We start from the raw sequence: 19,513 nt of genomic DNA, 5'->3' as shown, positions 1-19,513 counted from the left end.
TGAGTAACAACCCGGATTACCAAACAATGAATCTATTGTTTTGCAAAAAGATTTAATATGAGTAAGCCAGCATCCAACCTAGAAAGTAAAATACTTTATTTCTCTGCCGTTCTGGCTCTGGGCTTTGCGGTTATGGGTATTGCTGTCGGGATATGGCTGTCATCTATTGTCATATTCTTCGATGGTATCTACTCACTATTAAGCCTTGGCTTAACCCTGCTTTCGTTAATCGCAGCCAAGCTCATAGCGGCGCCATCCTGCGCCAAATATCCATTGGGTTTGGCTACGCTTGAACCTATAGTTATCGCCATTAAGGCCTGCGTGATCCTCGCCGTTGTTATCACCTCTCTCTATTCAGCATTTGATGCCATGTTGCACGGCGGCCGCACCATCGACGCCTCGATTGCGAGCCTATTTGGCATTGTTAATGTCATCGGGTGCGCCCTAGGGTGGCGAGTCATTGTGCACCTTAATAAAAACGCAAATTCAGGGCTCATTGATGCAGAAACTACCCAATGGAAAATGGATACTATTATAAGTTTGGCTGTCCTTGTTGGCTTTGTGGTCGCGTGGTTACTGACTCAATCACCTCTGGCTCATTATGCTAACTATGCAGACCCAATAATGATGCTCATTATGGGAGGCTATTTTTTAAAAGTGCCGTATGAGATGTTGAAAAGTGCCGTCCAAGAATTGCTTAATAAGAGTGCCGATGAGACCGTTTGTAAACAAGTTATGCAGCACGTCTCCAGCACCAATCGAACTCAGGATATGGATATGCAAGTTACCGCTATCACTAAGGTTGGCAATGAGCTGCGCGTCAATATCGATGTGATCGTTCATGAAGATGAACAGCTAAGATACAATGACATCGAACACACTAGGACATCGCTAAACAGCAAATTAGCAATCCTGCCATATAAACTACGCGTAAACATGAACCTCGCAATGTAATCTCACGCATTGATATGCACCACTCCTGTATCCTCAACCTAGCACAGATCCGCTTCTCTTAGGCTATCCTTACTTGATTGCTTGCAAAACTCATCTTGCTCCTATAAAGTTGCATTTAAAATACATGTTAGGATTTATTCATGCTCAATATTACAGATAAGTCTAAGGAAGAAGCGATTCCAGCTATCCTTCGACTGGGGTTCCGTCCCTTCTTTTTACTCGGTGCCCTTTACGCCTTTATTGCAATTCCAGTATGGATATATGCATTCCAACATGGACAGCCTACCCACCTATCTGCACCTGCTTTATGGTGGCATGCCCATGAGATGCTATTTGGCTTCTCAATGGCAATAGTTGCCGGTTTCGTGCTGACCGCGGTACAAAACTGGACTGGAATTAACGGCACTAAAAGCTCTCGCCTCGCAATTGTTGTGGCACTGTGGCTTGCCCCAAGAATCCTATTTTGGACCCCCGCTCCATTGTGGGTAGTGGCCGTATTTGATGCCCTATTCTTGCTTGCTGTCGCCTATGAAGTCGGCATTCGTGTATTTAAATCAAAGGGCTGGAGAAACTTATTTTTTATCCCCTTGTTTGCGTTAGCAATTTTTGCTGATTTCGCAAGTTTTGCGGCAATCAAAGGCGTAGCACCGTTTAGCGCGAGTGCCGTGTGGCAAGCAATGTTATGGTGGTTCATGCTACTACTATCAGTAATGGGTGGGCGCGTGATTCCATTCTTTACCGCACGTCGATTCCACTTTGATAAGCCAGAGCCTAAATTGTGGCTTGATATGGCGGCAAACTTACCCTTGGTTTTATTGTTCCTACTAAGCTTTTTCCCCGCAACCTTAGCTCAATTGCAAACCCCACTATTTATATGGGCGGGTGTGTTCCAGTTAGTACGTTTTGCTCGCTGGAAGCCGCATCGTACATTTGGTGAGCCTTTAGTTTGGTCTTTACATCTTGCGTATGCGTGTATCCCAACTTACTTGTTAGTCAAGGGATTAACCAGCAACCCAATGCTGTCTCATAATTCACTGCACATTTTCGCTATTGGTGCATTGGCAGGCTTGATTCTAGCCATGATTGCTCGCGTTACTATGGGGCATACCGGTCGCAATATTTATCAAGGCCCACAAATGCGTATCGCGTTTATAGCATTGGTATTATCGGCGCTAGTTCGCTCAGTCGGTGTCGCATACTTTCCTCAGTATATGATGGAACTGCTCGATCTAGCTGCCGCACTGTGGATGCTAAGCTTTGGTATGTATTTGATTAAATTTGGTAAAATGTTAGTTACACCGAGAGCTGACGGTCATCCCGGATAATTCTACTAGCGCGTCAAAGCTTTGCTTTACTGGCGCGCTTTTCATTATCCGTCCATGCCCCAATCCTTGTGTCATGACTAAATCAACCTTGTCGATTTCCTGAGCCGCCCTTTCAGATACTGAAAACTTAGCAAATTTATCGTCTTTATCGTGCACGATATGGGTCAATGGTTGACGCAGTTTAAGCTTGTTATAGGGTTCAATAGTATGAATCGGGTAATGATACTCACAGCTTACCTCCTCAACCACTTCTTCAAATAGCTTCATCGAATATCCTGAGCGACGCACGCTATCAAACAGATTCTCAAGATAATCTAATACCGGCGCTATCAATAACATAGGTACCTGCTGAGCGGTAACGTGCTTGCACTCAATAGTAGAGGCAGTCCCCATACTATGCGCGACAATACCGACTACATCACTTTCACTGTCTAGAATCGTTTCAAGGCCGGCAACAAACGCTGGTATATGCCCATAAGCACCACCACTTTTACCATGTGCAGGTTGGTCATAAGCTAATGCAGTAAAGCCCTGCTCAGCAATATGTTCCATCAAGGGGAAAAACTGATTTGCACTGCCTGACCAGCCATGATTTAAAACCCAAACTGGCCCCGCACCCAAACGATAGGTTTTCAACTCGCCATGAGCAGAGGAAATGCTATCCAGTTGCATCCCCTGTGGCATGGTATTTTTGCCTGGCGTACGCGCGGGTGTTAAAAACAATTTGCGCGCTATATTTCTGGCGTGTCGCGGCGCTACTTTATGATGCACACGAGTACCAATATTGATAAGGGATCGTCTAAAATTAAATCGTTGAGAGGTGTTAAAATAGATCTTGTCGCTCATGTTACGCCCTTGCTATGCATATTATGAAGTAGCATAACATGCACATGGTAAAGCGTCTGTAGCAAGCAAGGTCGGGAAATGGGTTACTCTCGCTTCAAATCACGAGCTAAAATAAGCGCCAAGCCAAATATTTGCAGAAACAGGGCAATGTTTTTGTAGTGGCTCATTGCAATAGAATTGGCTTGCATCTGCTCCATTAACGACACATTCTCGAAATAATATTCATCAATAATATCCCGCTGCTGATCTTGTTGCTGCTCTATCAATAAGCTTAAGGTTTGCAAATTATCTACATTGACCCTAGGAATAGGCTTTCCAGTCCAAGTTTCGATTTGCACTTTTAGTTCATCGAGTACCGGTTGCGCTACCGTATGATTGGAAAGAGTCAGTAACAAAATCTCGTTTTTACGCTCTAGATTTTCAATTCGATTCCACGCTAATTGGATCGAGCGCTGATTATTATCCCTAGCTTCAGCTAGACCAACATTTTTAGTCACTAGATCATCGATAACTTGGCTAGATAGTAAAATAGCCAACACATTGAGCAATAATCCTATCAAAACCAGTAGCCATGCAGGTGGCCAGTATCTGCGCATAATGCCTCGCCTACAGATTCATCACATACAGCGCAATATTAGATAGAGCTAAAACTGAGATTGTGATGAGGGTTAGAATCATCCCATAAAAACGCCCTTTCATGCGCTTATTTAATATCGCAATAGCATGGAGTACACGCCCTGTAACCAGCGCAATCCCACACAAATGAACCATCAGACATGGCAAACCACTTGATTCCGCTAAATACAATAAAATCAACGCGATAGGAATATACTCAGTCGCATTATGATGAGCCGAGCGAGCAACTTTCAGGTCTTCAACGTCTCCATCCAACAGCGAAATTTGATGCTTACGCCGCTGCTTGATCACCTGCGCAGCAAGATAAAGCATCCATCCGGCAAGAATTGCCGCATATAAAGAAGTCGCCATAGATTAAATTCCTTTTTAGTGTAGTTGAAAAGCGGTTCTGTGGTTCTTTGGCCCTATGGTCCTGTGGCGCACTTCATCGAAACATCGATTCACCGCTACGCTCCACAAGCACAATGCACCAATTGCAGCCCGAGTCCCCCACAGCTCCCGGCTCAAAACACCACCGGGATGACGGGAGTGAAGCGGTTCTGTGGTCCTATGACCCTATGGTCCTGGGGCGCACTTCATCGAAACATCGATTCATCGTTACGCTCCACAACCCATAGAACCAAAGGACCAAAGGACCACAGAACCGCTGTTAAAACCACAGAACCGCCGTTAAACCCCCTACTTAACCTTCTTATAAAACACAGTAGCAAGCGGAGGAAGTACCATCTGCACTGATTGTGCTAGTCCTTCACTTTCAATCGCCTCTGTGGTTAGTTTAGTCGGTAGTTGGGTGTTTGATCCGTTGTAGTGCTCATCATCGGTATTAAGTAGCAGTTCATATTCAGATTGCTGCGGGATACCTAAGCGGAAATCATGATGCGGTACTGGCGTAAAGTTGGAAACCACCAATATACGCTCACCATTTTCATCAATGCGCTCATGTGCCAGTACGCTAGATTGAGCACAATCTTGTAAGCGCCACTCAAACCCTTGAGGTTCACAGTCAAGGCTATGCATAGCGGATTGTTGTTGGTACAGCTTGTTCAAATCACGAGTTAGGTTCAATAATCCTTGATGGCGTTCAAAGTCCAACAGGAACCACTGTAGCTGGTCATCATGATTCCATTCACTGGTCTGCCCAAATTCCGCACCCATGAAGTTTAGCTTCTTGCCCGGTTGTCCATACATGTAGCCCATGTACGCACGCAGGTTAGCGGTTTTCTGCCACTCATCACCTGGCATTTTATCGTGGATCGCACCCTTACCGTACACAACCTCATCATGAGATAGAGACAGTACATAGTTTTCACTGTGTGCATAAACCAGCGGGAAGGTAATTGTATTGTGGTGATATTGACGGTGAATTGGGTCTTCCTGAATATAGGCTAAACTATCGTGCATCCAGCCCATATTCCACTTAAAGCCAAAGCCCAAACCACCTAGGAAAGTCGGCGCTGAAACACCAGGGAATGCAGTCGATTCCTCAGCGATAGTCATCGCATTCGGGAAGTGTTTATACACCTCTTCGTTCATCCATTTCAGGGTCGAGATCGCGTCGTAGTTCTCGTTACCACCGTCTTGGTTTGGCAGCCATTGATCGTGGCTACGGGAATAATCGAGATACAGCATTGACGCTACCGCATCTACGCGCACACCATCGATATGATAGTGCTCGAACCAGAACAAAGCATTAGATACAAGGAAGCGGCGTACATGCTCACGACCAAGATCGTAAATATAAGAATTCCAGTCTTGATGCCAGCCGCGACGCGGATCAGGATCATGAAACAGTGGCGTACCATCGAAGTTAGCCAAGCCGTGATCATCAGATGGGAAGTGAGCAGGAACCCAATCCAGTACTACACCTAGACCCGCTTGGTGGCAGGCATCTACAAAATATTTAAAGTCATCTGGTGAACCGAAGCGGCTGGTTGGTGCAAACAGGCCTATCGGCTGATAACCCCAAGAGCCATAAAACGGGTGCTCTGAAACTGGCATCAATTCAACATGGGTATAACCAAGATCAACAAGATACGGTACCAATTGCTCGGCTAATTGACGATAACCTAAGAAATCACCATTTTCATCTCTGCGCCACGAGCCCGCATGAAGCTCATAAAATGACAACGCTTGCTTGCGTTTTTCTGATACAGGACGATTTTGCCATGCTTCATCTTGCCACTGGTATCGATTTTGATCGTAGGTCACCGATGAAAATGATGGGTATTGTTCGTGCTGGAATCCCCATGGGTCTTGCTTATGCGGCAAGCCTTCCCCATTAGGACCTTTTAGTTCAAATTTATACGAGGTACCTTCGGCCAGTTCAGGAATGAACAGCCCCCAGATGCCATAATCAAGACGCTGCATCGGGTTACGACGCCCATCCCAACTATTGAACTCACTCACTAGGCTTACCGCTGTTGCATGCGGTGCATATACCAAGAAACGAGTTCCAGAAATGCTTTCGCCACCTCTTTCGAGAGTAATAAATTGTGCGCCCATGTGCTGATACATTTGTTTAGGCGTATGTAACTGATCAAATTCTGCATACAAAGCATGGTATTGGTATGGGTCATCCAATATTTGTTCAGTCTCTCCCCAATGTACCGCAAGCTTATAATGGGTCAACGACAGGTCGATATCTTGCGTTAAAACAAACGCACTCTCTAGGTCACGTTCCAATTCAATGCGTTTGCCTGCAAATAGAACTTCAACGCGATCTGCACCTGGCATCCACACGCTCAATGAGCGCCCTTCATTGCATACATAGGGTCCTAATAGCGAGAACGGGTCGGCAAATGATGCCTGACTCAATTGCTGATAAGCGTTCTCGATTTTATCTATAGATTGATTCACGCCCAATCTCCTCAATAGTCCGTAGTTTATAATTATGTATTCTTAACTCTCTAAAAAAGAGCCAACTAAAATTTAATTTTATAAGCAATGAAGTCGTTATTATCGACATGATTTCTTACACTTTTAATTAAAAAAATACCCGCTGAATAAGCGGGTATTTAGCAGCCTCGGGATTGTAACTTAATTACAAATTACAAACCTTGAAGCGAGTAGAAGTTTTAGCCCCAAAACCACAAGTCATTAGCGAGAAGCTTGACCTCGAGTTTCAGACAAACGCTGCGCAATGGTATTCACATCATCACGGGCAAACATTTCGTCAAGGTTAACGGCCAACTTACGACGCCAGTTTGGATACTCTTCCACCGTGCCCGGAATGTTCACTGGCTTATCCATTTCTAACCAATCTTCAAGCTGAACGCTTAGCAGTGTTGAAGAGCCCGCAGCCACATGCAGCTGCAACGCTTGTGCTAAATGGCTATCCATTGGAACCCACTGTGCATCTTGTCCAATACCATCAGATAAAAACTGAGGATTGTGCTGACGAATCGAGTTTAAGATCCCTTGTTTACAGACCAATCGCTCATTAAACAAGGTATGCAATTGCTCTTCATTTGGGTAGAGGCCAAGGTCTTTACCCAGCTTTAGGTCATCACAATGCCAAAAACCACGTAAAGTAGGCATGTCATGGGTACATAGTGCAGCCATAGACTGAGATGCATATTGAGTCGGGCTCACAAAGCTTTCATCTTCATTGGTTTCAAAGAAGAATACCTTATAAGAATGCACGCCCGCATCACGTAAAATGCCGACAATTTCATCTGGCACTGTACCTAAGTCTTCACCAATAACTGAGCACTGGAATCGATGAGACTCAAGAGCCAAAATGGCTAGCATATCTTCCACGGGGTAGTACATGTACGCCCCTTTCGTTGCATTCTCACCTTTAGGAATCCACCACAGGCGAAGCAGGCCCAATACGTGGTCAATACGCAGTGCACCACAATGTTGCATGTTGGCACGCAGCAGCTTAATAAACGCATCATAAGCGGTTGATTGAAGTACCTGCGGGTTCAACGGCGGCAAGCCCCAGTTTTGACCCAATGGCCCCAAGATATCAGGTGGCGCGCCTATGCTGGCATCGAGAACAAGATTACCGTCATCAGCCCAAGTTTCAGAGCCTGAATCAGCTACGCCGACCGCGAGATCGCGATACAGACCAAGCGCCATACCTTTTTCTTCAGCTAGCGCTTGTGCTTCGTTTATCTGAGTATCAGCAATCCACTGCAAATACATATACAGGTTAACCAGTTCACGATTGTCTTTAATAAACTTCTGAGTTGCGCTTGAATCAAAACGACGATACTTCTCAGGAAATACAGGCCAACCCCATACACCTTGGTCATCATCGTGCAGGCTCTTATGCAAGGCATCAAAAGCCGCTTGGTGAAGCAGACTATCACTGCCCTGCTCTACAAAATCTAAAAAGGCTTGAGCTCGTTCACTGTTTTTATCCAGATGACGCGTTTTAAACTCAGCGTATAACATAGGTAAAACGCTCATCTTAAGATCAGCGACTTCACTGTAGTTAACATGTTGAACCTCACGAGCTCTTTGCAAACGCTGTTGGAATTCCGCACTTCCAACCTTCTGCTGAGCCTGTGCACTCAATGCAAACTCAGGTACTGAGCATACATCGATGTATAGAATATTTAACCAGCGGCGCGAAGATGGGCTGTATGGGCTCGCACCTTCAGGGTTCGCTGGGAATAACGAGTGGATTGGGTTCAAACCGATAAAATCACCACCACGCGCGGCAATATCACCAACCAGTTGCTTCAGATCTCCAAAATCACCTATGCCCCAGTTATGTGGCGTGCGCAAGGTGTAAAGCTGAACACTCGGTCCCCAAAGCTTGTTGCCATTATCAATCTGTGGCTGTTTAAAACACGCTTTTGGCGTCACGATCAGCACCATTTCATAAGGCGCTTTACGGCGTTTACGGGTGATTATCAGCTTGTGGTAACCCCACTCAATCTCACTTGGTAATGAAAATACTAAGGCGCCACCTTCAGCACGCTCATCACGAACGATTTGCGACTGTAGATAACCCTCTAGTACTTCACCTTTTTCTGTTTCTAGGCGCCATGCAAATTCGCTTTCACGCGCACTCACACCCAGATTCAGTTCAATCTCAACGGGCTCACCATCGCGAACGACCTTAACCGCTGCCAAGACTTCTTTCTTATGTTTCTTCTCTGCAGATTTAAGCAGTGCTTCGTCACTGCTCGTATCGTAGCCAAGTGAAGCTAGCAGGTGAAGAATCGTTTCATCTTCAACACTAGATTCATCACCCCAAGCACTGACATAGCTATCGGCAATACGAGCCATTTCGGCGACTTTTTTTAATGCGGATTGTTCTTTCATCGCTCTCTCCGAAGACGAAACACGCCTTCAAACTAATAATATTGATTTATAGCTGTCAGCCTAAAGCTGACAGCTATCTATTTTTGTTGTTATTAACGGCTAACGGCTAACTGCTTCCAGTTTCCAGATGTTATTCACGTAATCACGGATTGAACGGTCTGAACTGAATTTACCAACAAGGGCAGTATTCAGAATCGCTTTCTTAGCCCAACCTGCTTGGTCACGGTATTGAGCATCCATGTCTTCATGTGCTTTCACATAAGAAGCGAAATCCGCAAGACATAGGTACGGGTCACCGCCATCAAGTAAGCTATCGTAAGTCGCGCGCAGCTTGCCTGGTTCACCAGGTGTGAACTCATCACCTAGTAATAAATCTAGAGATGCCTTCAATAGGTGATCCGAATTGTAGTAATCAAATGGGTTATAACCGTTGGCGTGAATGTCAGTTACACCGTCAACGTCAAGACCAAAGATATAGATGTTTTCATCACCTACTTCTTCACGAATCTCAACGTTTGCACCGTCCATCGTACCGATAGTTAGTGCGCCGTTTAGAGCCATCTTCATGTTACCAGTACCTGATGCTTCTTTACCTGCTGTAGAGATTTGCTCTGATACATCAGCCGCTGGGATAATGATCTCAGCCATGCTCACGCGATAATCAGGCATGAATACTACTTTCAGTTTGTTACCGATGCGCGCATCGTTATTCACCTTGTCAGCAATCTTATTGATCGCATAGATGATTTCTTTTGCTAGGTGGTAACCTGGCGCAGCTTTTGCTGCAAAGAACACCACGCGTGGCGCCATATCAAACTCAGGATCGTTTAGTAGACGGTGGTACAAAGACAAGATATGTAGCATGTTTAGATGCTGACGCTTGTATTCGTGTAGACGTTTAATCTGAACATCGAAAATTGCGTCGGTATCCAACTCAATCCCCATGTTTTCTTGAACCCAATCCGCAAGACGTTGTTTGTTTTGCTTCTTAACCGCCATATATTCCTTTTGGAATTCTTTATCATTGGCGTAGTTAGCAATCTGCTCTAGTTGCTCAAGTTTTGCGGGCCACTCGGTACCAATCTTGTCATTAATTAGAGTCGACAAACCTGGGTTACAGAATTTCAACCAGCGACGCGGTGTAATACCGTTAGTCACGTTGTGTAGGCGTGTTGGATACAGCTCATTAAACTCAGGGAACAGGTCTTTTTTAACCAATGCAGAGTGTAGCGCCGCTACGCCATTTACTGCGTAAGAGCCCACAACACACAAGTTTGCCATGCGCACCATACGGTGGAAACCTTCTTGGATAATAGAAAGCTTACGTTGTTTCTCTACATCGCCCGGCCACTTAGCACGCACTTCCATTAGGAATTCGTGGTTAATGCGGTAGATGATCTCCATGTGACGAGGAAGTAGACGTTGAATCAACGACTCAGACCAGGTTTCAAGTGCTTCTGGAAGCAAGGTGTGGTTGGTGTAAGCAAATGTCTTAGTTGAAATAGACCATGCTTTCTCCCAGCCAAATCCTTTTTCGTCCACTAGAATACGCATTAATTCAGGGATGGCGATGGTTGGGTGGGTATCGTTAAGCTGTACAGTTTCGTACTTAGGTAGGTCAACCAGTGCATGACCTGCAGCTTCATGACGACGCAAAATATCGCGGATAGAGGCTGCTGAGTGGAAATACTGCTGCATTAGACGCAGGGTCTTACCTTTTTCGTGGTTATCATTCGGGTAAAGAACCTTAGTGATATTGCCCGCATCAATCAACGAGTGTTGCGCTTCAAAATAGTCGCCATTGTTAAAGCTTTCTAGAGAAAACGGTGCGATAGCACGGCATTCCCATAGGCGTAGCGGATAAACCGTTTCTGATTCATAACCCACAATTGGTAGATCCCAAGGCATGCCTTGTACTGACATTCCCGGTACCCAACGGCGCTTCTCTTCACCGTTTTCAGTATACGCTTCTACATGACCGTAAAAGCCAATCTCTTGCGCCAACTCTGGGCGAGCAATTTCCCATGGGTAGCCTTCAACGCCACGCCATGCATCAGGAGCCTCTTGCTGAGCGCCCTCTTTAAAGGATTGCTTGAATAGACCGTATTCATAGTGCAAGCCATAACCCACAGTTGGGAATTCTTGAGCCGCACACGAATCCATGAAACAAGCCGCCAAGCGACCTAGGCCACCATTACCCAATGATGGATCGCGCTCTTCTTCAAGTAGGTCGGTCAGGTTGTGACCCAGTTCAGCCATTGCATCGGTAATGCTTTCATACAGACCCATGCTGATAAGGTTATTACCGGTCAAGCGACCAATCAAAAACTCTAGCGATAAATAGTTAACGCTCTTAGCATTTTTAATCTTCTCATCCGCTTCAGTTTCAAGCAGATCAAAAGTGGTTAGTTCAGCTAACGCACGTCCCATAGCAAGATACCACTGGCGAGTCGATGCGGTTTCTTCAGTCGTTGCGTAGGTAGATGTAAGGTGTTTCTTTACGCTCGTTTGGAACAGCGCTTTGTCAAACTTCTTTTGTTGTGCAGGTTTCATTAAGAACTCTCACTTATTGTTTAATATTTAACGTTATCAATCATGATTCAACAATAGCAATGCTTCATCATCCTATGAAAGGGGGATAAAGGAGGAGAATACGAGGCGTAGGGAGGAGTATCAAAAGGAGTTGTTGAGCCAGCTCTCAGAAACCCTTACCCCACCTCTACATTGCGAGATGTGCATCACACTAAGGGAAGGATTAGACAGCCAACTCTCGATTGTTAAATAATATTACATCTGCATGAAATGTGAGCAAGATCACGAACATTTTCAGCTAACATCCCAGCTTTCACCCCCGAATCGGTGCAGAGATAATGGAAATCTATCTTCATTCAAAAGCAATTCGTGAGCCTCATCACAAATACAAGGCGTAGATGCCGTATAAACACCCCTATCATGACAAAACAGAGCCAGATCAAATTAAAGCACTCTAAAGTTCATCTAAAATCGGGGCTAGGAAGTAGGTTGTAGGTTCTGGGAAGACTCCGTCACCCCGGTAGTCCTTTAAGCCGGGGTCTTTAGGTACTCATATTTTACTTCAAAACAGTAACTATGATTGAGGCTCAAGGGTCTACAGATCCCCGCCTACGCGGGGAAGACGACGGAGGGAACCTAGGTTCTGGGTTTTAGAGACTGGGTTCTGGAAGACTCCGTCACCCCGGTAGTCTTTTAAGCCGGGGTCTTTGGGTACTCATATTTTACTTCAAAACAGTAACTATGATTGAGGCTCAAGGGTCTAAAGACCCCCGCCTACGCGGGGAAGACGACGGAGGGAACCTAGGTTCTAGATTCTAGATTCTAGGTTCTGGAAGACTCCGTCACCCCGGTAGTCCTTTAAGCCGGGGTCTTTGGGTACTCATATTTTACTTCAAAACAGTAACTATGATTGAGGCTCAAGGGTCTAAAGACCCCCGCCTACGCGGGGAAGACGACGGAGGGAACCTAGGTTCTGGGTTTTAGAGACTGGGTTCTGGGAAGCTCCGTCACCCCGGTAGTCTTTTAAGCCGGGGTCTTTAGGTACTCATATTTTACTTCAAAGCAGTAACTATGATTGAGGCACGAGGGTCTACAGATCCCCGCCTACGCGGGGAAGACGACGAGGGAAACCTAGGTTCTGGGTTTTAGAGACTGGGTTCTGGGAAGCTCCGTCACCCCGGTAGTCTTTTAAGCCGGGGTCTTTGGGTACTCATATTTTACTTCAAAACAGTAACTATGATTAAGACCCGAGGATCTACAGATCCCCGCCTACGCGGGGAAGACGACGAGGGAACCTAGACTCTGGGTTCTAGGTTCTAGGTTCTAGGTTCTGGAAGACTCCGTCACCCCGGTAGTCTTTTAAGCCGGGGTCTTTGGATACTCATATTTGACTTCAAAACAGTAACTATGATTAAGACCCGAGGGTCTACAGATCCCCGCCTACGCGGGGAAGACGACGAGGGAACCTAGACTCTGGGGTCCGGGTTCTAGGTTCTGGAAGACTCCGTCACCCCGGTAGTCCTTTAAGCCGGGGTCTTTGGGTACTCATATTTTACTTCAAAACAGTAACTATGATTAAGACCCGAGGGTCTACAGATCCCCGCCTACGCGGGGAAGACGACGGAGGGAACCTAGACTCTGGGGTCCGGGTTCTAGGTTCTGGAAGACTCCGTCACCCCGGTAGTCTTTTAAGCCGGGGTCTTTAGGTACTCATATTTTACTTCAAACCAGTAACTATGATTAAGACCCAAGGGTCTAAAGATCCCCGCCTACACGGGGAAGACGACGGAGGGAACGCAGAACCTAGGCCGTCTCACAAAAAACAACAAACGGCGCAGAATCAACACTCCGCCATCAATACATACATTAATAGGTAAATAAACGCATGTGGATTCCATCTAAATTGACTCGCCCTGGCCGCTTACATAACGCCATTGTACGTCCACGTGTGTTGGAGCTCTTACAACAAGCTCCATTCTATAAACTTGTTCTGTTTCGTTCACCGGCAGGCTATGGAAAAACCACTATGGCTGCACAATGGTTATCGGATAAATCACATGTTGGCTGGTATAGCCTGGATGACAGTGACAACGATAGCTACCGCTTTATCTCTTATTTTGTGCGTGCCATTAATAAAGCTACCGATAACCTATGCGTGAATTCTCAAGCGCTAATTGAGAACCGTCAATTCTCATCCCTACACACATTATTTGGTGAAATTTTCACCGAACTATCAAGCACTCACCACGAACTGTATCTGGTTATCGATGACTATCACCTGATCACCAATGAAGAAGTCCACGAAGCACTGCGATTCTTTATCAAACACATGCCCGACAACATCACCATGGTGGTTACTAGCCGCTCCAATCCGCCCCTAGGCACCGCTAACCTGCGCGTGCGTGATTTAATGATCGAAGTCGATGGTGAGTTGCTAGCTTTTGACAGTGAAGAGACCTCACGCTTTCTGAGTATGCGTACCAAAGAAGAGATAGATAGCTCAACTGCAACCGAGCTAAGAAACTATGTTGAAGGCTGGCCTTCAGCCCTTCAATTACTGGCAATACAAGCAATACAGCAAAACAAACCCATCAAGCAATCCCTTGAAGCAATTGATGAATTTAACCACTCACATCTGTGGGATTATCTAGCAGAAGAAGTATTTGATCACCTAGATAAAGATACCCAGCAATTTTTAATGCAATGCTCAGTACTGGATAACTTTAGCGATGAGCATATTGCTGATGTAACCGGGCGCGACGATGCCCTGAGCATGCTAGATAACCTAAATCGCTTCGGTTTATTCTTAAATACCAGTTCTGATGAACAGCATTGGTTTCGATTCCATAACCTATTCAATGATTTCTTAACTCATCAACGCAATACACTGTTGCCACAGCAAGAATCATCGCTACAAATCCAAGCGGCCAAAACCTGGCTCAAATATAACAGGCCCACCAAAGCCTTAGTCCATGCACAAAAAGCCAAAAATTCAGAGCTGTGCGCCGACATATTACGTGATCATGGCTGGGCGATGTTTAACAATGGCGAGTTAATCACCTTAGAAAACACTATTGCAGAATTGAGCCCTGAGCAACTGTATCAAAGTGCAAAATTACCGATACTTCAAGCTTGGCTGGCACAAAGCCAACACAGGTACGACACAGTCGGCGATCTGCTAGCGGAAGCTAAAACCGAACTCGAAAAGCGCAATATTACAATATCTAGTAACGAAAAAGGCCAGATCAGCGCCCTACTGGGACAAGTTGCAATTAACCAAGGTAAACCACAGCAAGCGTTGCAGTTATCAGAAAAAGCCTTAGGACAAATCAATAACAACGACTTTAGAAGCCGCATCGCTGGCACCTCAGTTATTGCGGAAGTTAACCATGTACTTGGTTATCTAGACCGCGCGCTCCCAATGATGCAACAAACCGAGAAACTCGCCCGCCAATACCAGGTTTACCATCAAGTACTATGGGCACTGATTCAACAAAGCGAGATATTGATAGCGCAAGGTTACATTCAAGCCGCCTACGAGCTGCAAGACCAAGCACTAAGAGTGATAGAAGAGCATCACTTACAGCAGATCCCTTTACACGAACATCTATTGCGCACCCGAGCCCAAATCCAATGGTGTTGGAACCATCTCGACGAAGCAGAGCTACTGGCCTATAAAGGCATCGATATTATCGGTGAGAAAAAGAAAAGCAGGCATCTACATAGCTACTCAATGCTAGCCCGTATTGCTATCGGCCGCGGTGAAATAGATAAAGCAGGACGCTTCGTAGAAAAGATAGAAGACCTACTATCAGAGTCCAACTACCACCTTGATTGGACAGCCAATGCCTCACTATCACAACTGCTATACTGGCAAGCGCGTGGCGATAACACCTCTATTCAAAACTGGTTGGCACAAGCCGAACACCCAGAAACTGCCAGCAATCACTTCACTCAATTGCAATTTAGAAACATTGCCAGAGCACAGATCGCTTTAGAAAAATATGAAGATGCAAGACTAACCCTTGCGATGCTGACCAAACAAGCTGAAAAACATGGACTGCTAACCGATACCAACCGCAACCTAATCGTTGAATCGATATTGCACGTCAAGACCGCAAACGAAACCATCGCCGCAGAAAAGCTTAAACAGGCTCTTACCATGACTAACCAAACCGGCGTCGTGGGCAACTTCATTATTGATGGCGCTAGCATTGGCAAACTATTAGACAAATTAGTAAATAAAGGCCAACTAGGCGATCTTGAACGTCACCGTGCACTGCAATTACTCAAAGAAATCGGCAACAAACAACGCAGCCGCGCCGTACACTTCGACGAAGAGTTCGTAAATCAACTGGTAAACCACCCCAATATTCCAGAACTAATCCGTACCAGTCCCCTCACCCAGCGTGAATGGCAGGTACTAAACTTGATTTACTCAGGCTTTAGTAACGAGCAAATTGCTCAAGAACTAGACGTTGCCGGTACAACTATCAAAACTCATATAAGAAATTTGTATCAAAAGTTAAACATAGCCAACCGAAAAGAGGCCATCCAAACCGCTGAAAACCTATTGAGATTGATGGGATACTAAGCAAATTTAGGGTGGTGAGCGGGAAATATATGCTCATCACCTTTAGTCAAAATTACTTGTTATAGAACCTAATAGATACCAACAGCGTAACGCTACGCAGTGAAATGCCCCGACATACCTAAGCTTAAGGCTTGATAAACTCCAAATACTTGCTTGCCATGAATTTAAAGATCTCAGATTTAAAGCTTGCTATACACAAATACTACAAAGCAATAAAATAGAAAGCAGTTAGCCAAACGAGACCCCAACAATCAATAACTTAAATAATAAAATGAAGTTGCTACCACGCTAAAACTTTGCCAAACTTTAGAAAGTTGTGAGCGGAGCGACACTATTGATATAGTGTGCTAAAATCGCCGCCTCATTTAGGTAAACCCAACTCTCAAGCAAGGTTAAATGAAAAGATTATCTGCAAACTCTATTATTGCTCATAGTATCGGGATGGCAATTACCGCAATATATTTGTTCGCCACGTCTCCATATCATTCATCTTATCTGCCTATCACAGTAGAGAACAGTATCATCGCATGCTTGGTTGCATATGTGATTAGTGCTAGCATTCTACCGAGAATCAGTCGCTATCTGCTGGTTGAACGCAAATATTATATACTGCCAGTCATGGCCACGATCTACGCCATAATCCTTGCCATTATACTACTGTCACGTATTGAGTACTCACGCCCAGTGATCCTACATGGATTCTTTGTAACCTTCATCGTTTTCTATGCAATGGGAATTCTATTAAAAGAGCGTAGAAAGCTTCGATTAGCCGCAATCAATAACTTCGATTTTTCAGAGCTTGATACCAACAAAAATGTTTGCTTAACCGAAATCAAAGACCTAAATGTACTACCAAAATCCTACAATGGATTAGTGGTAAATCTGCATAAAGAGCTGACCACGAAAGAGTCCAAGTTCGTCGCGGATTGTAGTATCAATGACATTCCAGTGTTCCATTCAGAGAGCATTCGAGAAATGGTTGAAGGTAAGGTACAGACATCTCATCTGTCCGAAAATAGTATCGGTACTTTGCAACCAAACCCAATCTATCGCAGCGTAAAGCGCGTTTGGGAATCACTACTGATCATTGCCACCTTCCCTATCACATTGCCAATAATGGCGATCACCGCAATTATAATTAAGCTGGAAAATCCCGGCCCAGCAATGTTTATTCAAGAGCGCATCGGCCAAGCAGGAAAACCGTTCCGAATCTATAAATTTAGAAGTATGACAGTACGCCCGGAAAACGCAGAATCTAAATTTGCGACAGAGGAGCAAGCGCGAGTCACACGAACTGGTAAAGTTATACGTAAAGTTCGTATTGATGAACTACCGCAATTCTTCAACGTATTAAAAGGCGAAATGTCACTAATAGGCCCTCGCCCAGAACAAGAAACCTTTGTAAAACAGTTTGAAGAAGAAATTCCATTCTATGGCTACCGCCATATGGTGAAACCTGGTATTACTGGCTGGGCTCAAACTGTACAAGGCTATGCCGATGACACCGAATCAACAACTGAAAAGTTAGCCCACGATCTTTATTACATTAAACATTTTTCGTTTTGGCTTGATATGAATATTGTATTAAAGACTATTAGAACGATGCTGACTGGATTTGGGGCTAAGTGATGAGTGACAAAGTATCAATAATTATGCCCGCATATAATGCGTCTCAGACAATTTCTAAAAGTATCCAATCCGTAATACAGCAGACTTATGTGAATTGGGAACTCATTATCGTCAACGATAGATCCACTGACAACACTACCAAAATAATTGAATCGCATGCAAATAATGACGGTCGTATTAGGTTATTTAATAACACTAATGAGAAGGGAGTTGTGGGTGCAAGAAATAAAGCTATTGAGTTGGCAAAAGGTACATATATAGCTTTTCTAGATAGTGATGATTACTGGGAACCAGAGAAGTTAAACATACAAATCGATCTTTTACTACGCTCGGAGAATGTACATGCGTCACACTCGAGTTACCGACGCGTTAACCAAGACTACATATTCCTTAGTGAAGTCGCATGCAAACCGCTAGTGACGTATAAGGATATGCTAAAATACAACAATATTGGCAATTTGACCGGTATTTATAATTGCAAAGCGATTGGAAAAATCTATCAAAAAAACATTGGCCACGAAGATTTCGAAATGTGGCTCAATATTTTAAAGCTGACAGATTCTATCGGTTCAAAAGAGTGCCTTGCTAATTACTATTGTAGTGCCAATTCTTTATCTTCAAATAAAATAAAGTCTGCTAAATGGCATCTTGATATATTAAGATCCGAACTGTCTGGGAGAAGTAACATTTATATCTATTGGAACTTCCTTCATTACATTATCGTGAATATATTTAAACGACTAATTTAAATAATGGAGTATTTAGATTCGCTCCTTAATAAGGACAATCATTCTTAACCTTTACTTGAAAGGCAATCCTTCATGCTTAAGATAGTAATACACAGTGCCGTTGTTGATCAAATCACCTTGAAGAACAACGATTACTTATACAACTAGCCGTTAGTTTCTGACGGGTATTCCTAGTCCCATGACTTTGTTTATAGCCTTGACGTTCGCCATGATTTCACCCACTTGAGCGTTGTAATATCTCAAACTCAACTTACCGCTTGTTAGTCCCTTGTATCGGAACATTGCGGTCTCAGATATTGAACGATAGTGATATCCAGACTCGGCTTTCCACTCCGCTATTGTCCCATTTTTCAGAGTCTCGTGGCAACTTTTTGTGTCATAAGCTCCATCGGTAGATACGGTTGTGATCTTTATGCGTTCTGGATTGAGCAACGTCGGTAGCACTTCACTATCGCCAACATTTACAAGGCTGACTTCCGCACTAATAGCTTCGTGAGTATCACATCTACAACTAAGTGCAACTTACGCCATGTTCTGCGTTTTTCTGCACCATGCTTTTTTACTTTCCACTCACCTTCACCAAAAACTTTAAGCGCAGTGGAATCAATCGCTATATGGCGAATAGCGCCTCTAGATTTATTGCGATATTTGACCTTACCGTCTTCGAGCGTTTACTAATACAGGTTCAGTCAGGAGAGGTCAGAGGAACATCCATTAGCTCAAAGATAGAGTCGATAAAGCCTTGAAGAACACGTAATGACAGAGAGAATATACCCTTCATCATCAGGGCAGTTTCAATCGCTGTATCAGAGTACTGGAAGCCTCTACCATGCTTACCGTGATGGGTTTTGCATCACCATGCATCTACGTCTGAATCATCTATCCAGAACGTAACAGGACCATGTTAGCGCAAAGCCTTATTGTAGTCCGCCCAGTTAGTTATTTTCTTTTTCGCTTTACCTATGTCA

11 protein-coding genes and 1 pseudogene are annotated in these 19,513 nt (G+C 44.5%); 5 read left to right on the top strand and 7 right to left on the bottom strand.

All coding sequences use genetic code 11. The features are described from left to right. The first annotated feature begins 57 nt into the window (after nucleotides 1-57). Nucleotides 58-954 (top strand): cation transporter, encoded by an 897-nt coding sequence (locus OCU28_RS12520; RefSeq protein WP_261818020.1) that lies wholly within the window; start codon nucleotides 58-60, stop codon nucleotides 952-954. 140 nt (nucleotides 955-1,094) lie between these two features. Continuing rightward, entirely contained in the window at nucleotides 1,095-2,279 is a 1,185-nt protein-coding gene (locus tag OCU28_RS12515; protein WP_261818019.1) for an NnrS family protein, read from the top strand. Here OCU28_RS12515 and OCU28_RS12510 read toward each other — a convergent pair. From OCU28_RS12510 to OCU28_RS12485, 6 genes are all read right to left on the bottom strand, one after another. Then, nucleotides 2,244-3,125 carry an alpha/beta hydrolase gene (locus OCU28_RS12510; RefSeq protein ID WP_261818018.1) on the bottom strand — a complete coding sequence of 294 codons (882 nt, stop codon included), beginning with the start codon at nucleotides 3,123-3,125 and terminating at the stop codon, nucleotides 2,244-2,246. The genes OCU28_RS12515 and OCU28_RS12510 overlap by 36 nt on opposite strands. 83 nt (nucleotides 3,126-3,208) lie before the next feature. Beyond that, nucleotides 3,209-3,721 (bottom strand): hypothetical protein, encoded by a 513-nt coding sequence (locus OCU28_RS12505; protein WP_261818017.1) that lies wholly within the window; start codon nucleotides 3,719-3,721, stop codon nucleotides 3,209-3,211. Nucleotides 3,722-3,731: 10 nt separating this feature from the next. Further along, complete coding sequence (locus OCU28_RS12500; protein WP_261818016.1) at nucleotides 3,732-4,112, bottom strand: MAPEG family protein; 381 nt, start codon at nucleotides 4,110-4,112, stop codon at nucleotides 3,732-3,734. Between the two features lie 327 nt (nucleotides 4,113-4,439). Further along, nucleotides 4,440-6,617 carry a 1,4-alpha-glucan branching protein GlgB gene (gene glgB / locus OCU28_RS12495; RefSeq protein WP_261818015.1) on the bottom strand — a complete coding sequence of 726 codons (2,178 nt, stop codon included), beginning with the start codon at nucleotides 6,615-6,617 and terminating at the stop codon, nucleotides 4,440-4,442. A 240-nt stretch (nucleotides 6,618-6,857) separates the two neighbouring features. Further along, nucleotides 6,858-9,041, bottom strand: coding sequence for a 4-alpha-glucanotransferase (malQ, locus tag OCU28_RS12490; RefSeq protein ID WP_261818014.1), 2,184 nt, complete (start codon nucleotides 9,039-9,041; stop codon nucleotides 6,858-6,860). A 99-nt stretch (nucleotides 9,042-9,140) separates the two neighbouring features. Beyond that, on the bottom strand, nucleotides 9,141-11,594 hold the full coding sequence (locus OCU28_RS12485) for a glycogen/starch/alpha-glucan phosphorylase (protein WP_261818013.1): 2,454 nt from the start codon (nucleotides 11,592-11,594) through the stop codon (nucleotides 9,141-9,143). 1,864 nt (nucleotides 11,595-13,458) lie between these two features. On the opposite strand from OCU28_RS12485, the gene malT reads away from it, so the two are divergent. The 3 genes from malT (at nucleotide 13,459) to OCU28_RS12470 (ending at nucleotide 18,545) form a co-directional block, all read left to right on the top strand. Next, nucleotides 13,459-16,167 (top strand): HTH-type transcriptional regulator MalT, encoded by a 2,709-nt coding sequence (gene malT / locus OCU28_RS12480; protein WP_261818012.1) that lies wholly within the window; start codon nucleotides 13,459-13,461, stop codon nucleotides 16,165-16,167. A 396-nt stretch (nucleotides 16,168-16,563) separates the two neighbouring features. Then, nucleotides 16,564-17,796, top strand: coding sequence for an exopolysaccharide biosynthesis polyprenyl glycosylphosphotransferase (locus OCU28_RS12475; protein WP_261818011.1), 1,233 nt, complete (start codon nucleotides 16,564-16,566; stop codon nucleotides 17,794-17,796). After that, complete coding sequence (locus tag OCU28_RS12470) at nucleotides 17,796-18,545, top strand: glycosyltransferase family 2 protein (protein WP_261818010.1); 750 nt, start codon at nucleotides 17,796-17,798, stop codon at nucleotides 18,543-18,545. The genes OCU28_RS12475 and OCU28_RS12470 overlap by 1 nt, the downstream gene beginning before the upstream one ends. Before the next feature lie 150 nt (nucleotides 18,546-18,695). On the opposite strand, the pseudogene OCU28_RS12465 reads toward OCU28_RS12470, so the two are convergent. Further along, nucleotides 18,696-19,509: pseudogene (locus OCU28_RS12465) on the bottom strand (IS5 family transposase). Nucleotides 19,510-19,513 lie beyond the last annotated feature (4 nt).

Source organism: Vibrio gallicus, from assembly GCF_024346875.1.
Taxonomy (GTDB): domain Bacteria; phylum Pseudomonadota; class Gammaproteobacteria; order Enterobacterales; family Vibrionaceae; genus Vibrio; species Vibrio gallicus.
Note: the sequence above shows the minus strand (reverse complement) of the source record. Positions and strands in the feature narration are given on the sequence as shown.

Excerpts from the sequence above, each read along its gene's own strand:
- OCU28_RS12515 (WP_261818019.1), top strand. The coding sequence starts at position 1,095 with ATGCTCAATATTACAGATAAGTCTAAGGAAGAAGCGATTCCAGCTATC.
- OCU28_RS12485 (WP_261818013.1), bottom strand. The coding sequence starts at position 11,594 with ATGAAACCTGCACAACAAAAGAAGTTTGACAAAGCGCTGTTCCAAACG.
- OCU28_RS12505 (WP_261818017.1), bottom strand. The coding sequence starts at position 3,721 with ATGCGCAGATACTGGCCACCTGCATGGCTACTGGTTTTGATAGGATTA.
- OCU28_RS12475 (WP_261818011.1), top strand. The coding sequence starts at position 16,564 with ATGAAAAGATTATCTGCAAACTCTATTATTGCTCATAGTATCGGGATG.
- malT (WP_261818012.1), top strand. The coding sequence starts at position 13,459 with ATGTGGATTCCATCTAAATTGACTCGCCCTGGCCGCTTACATAACGCC.
- OCU28_RS12510 (WP_261818018.1), bottom strand. The coding sequence starts at position 3,125 with ATGAGCGACAAGATCTATTTTAACACCTCTCAACGATTTAATTTTAGA.
- OCU28_RS12500 (WP_261818016.1), bottom strand. The coding sequence starts at position 4,112 with ATGGCGACTTCTTTATATGCGGCAATTCTTGCCGGATGGATGCTTTAT.
- malQ (WP_261818014.1), bottom strand. The coding sequence starts at position 9,041 with ATGAAAGAACAATCCGCATTAAAAAAAGTCGCCGAAATGGCTCGTATT.
- OCU28_RS12470 (WP_261818010.1), top strand. The coding sequence starts at position 17,796 with ATGAGTGACAAAGTATCAATAATTATGCCCGCATATAATGCGTCTCAG.
- OCU28_RS12520 (WP_261818020.1), top strand. The coding sequence starts at position 58 with ATGAGTAAGCCAGCATCCAACCTAGAAAGTAAAATACTTTATTTCTCT.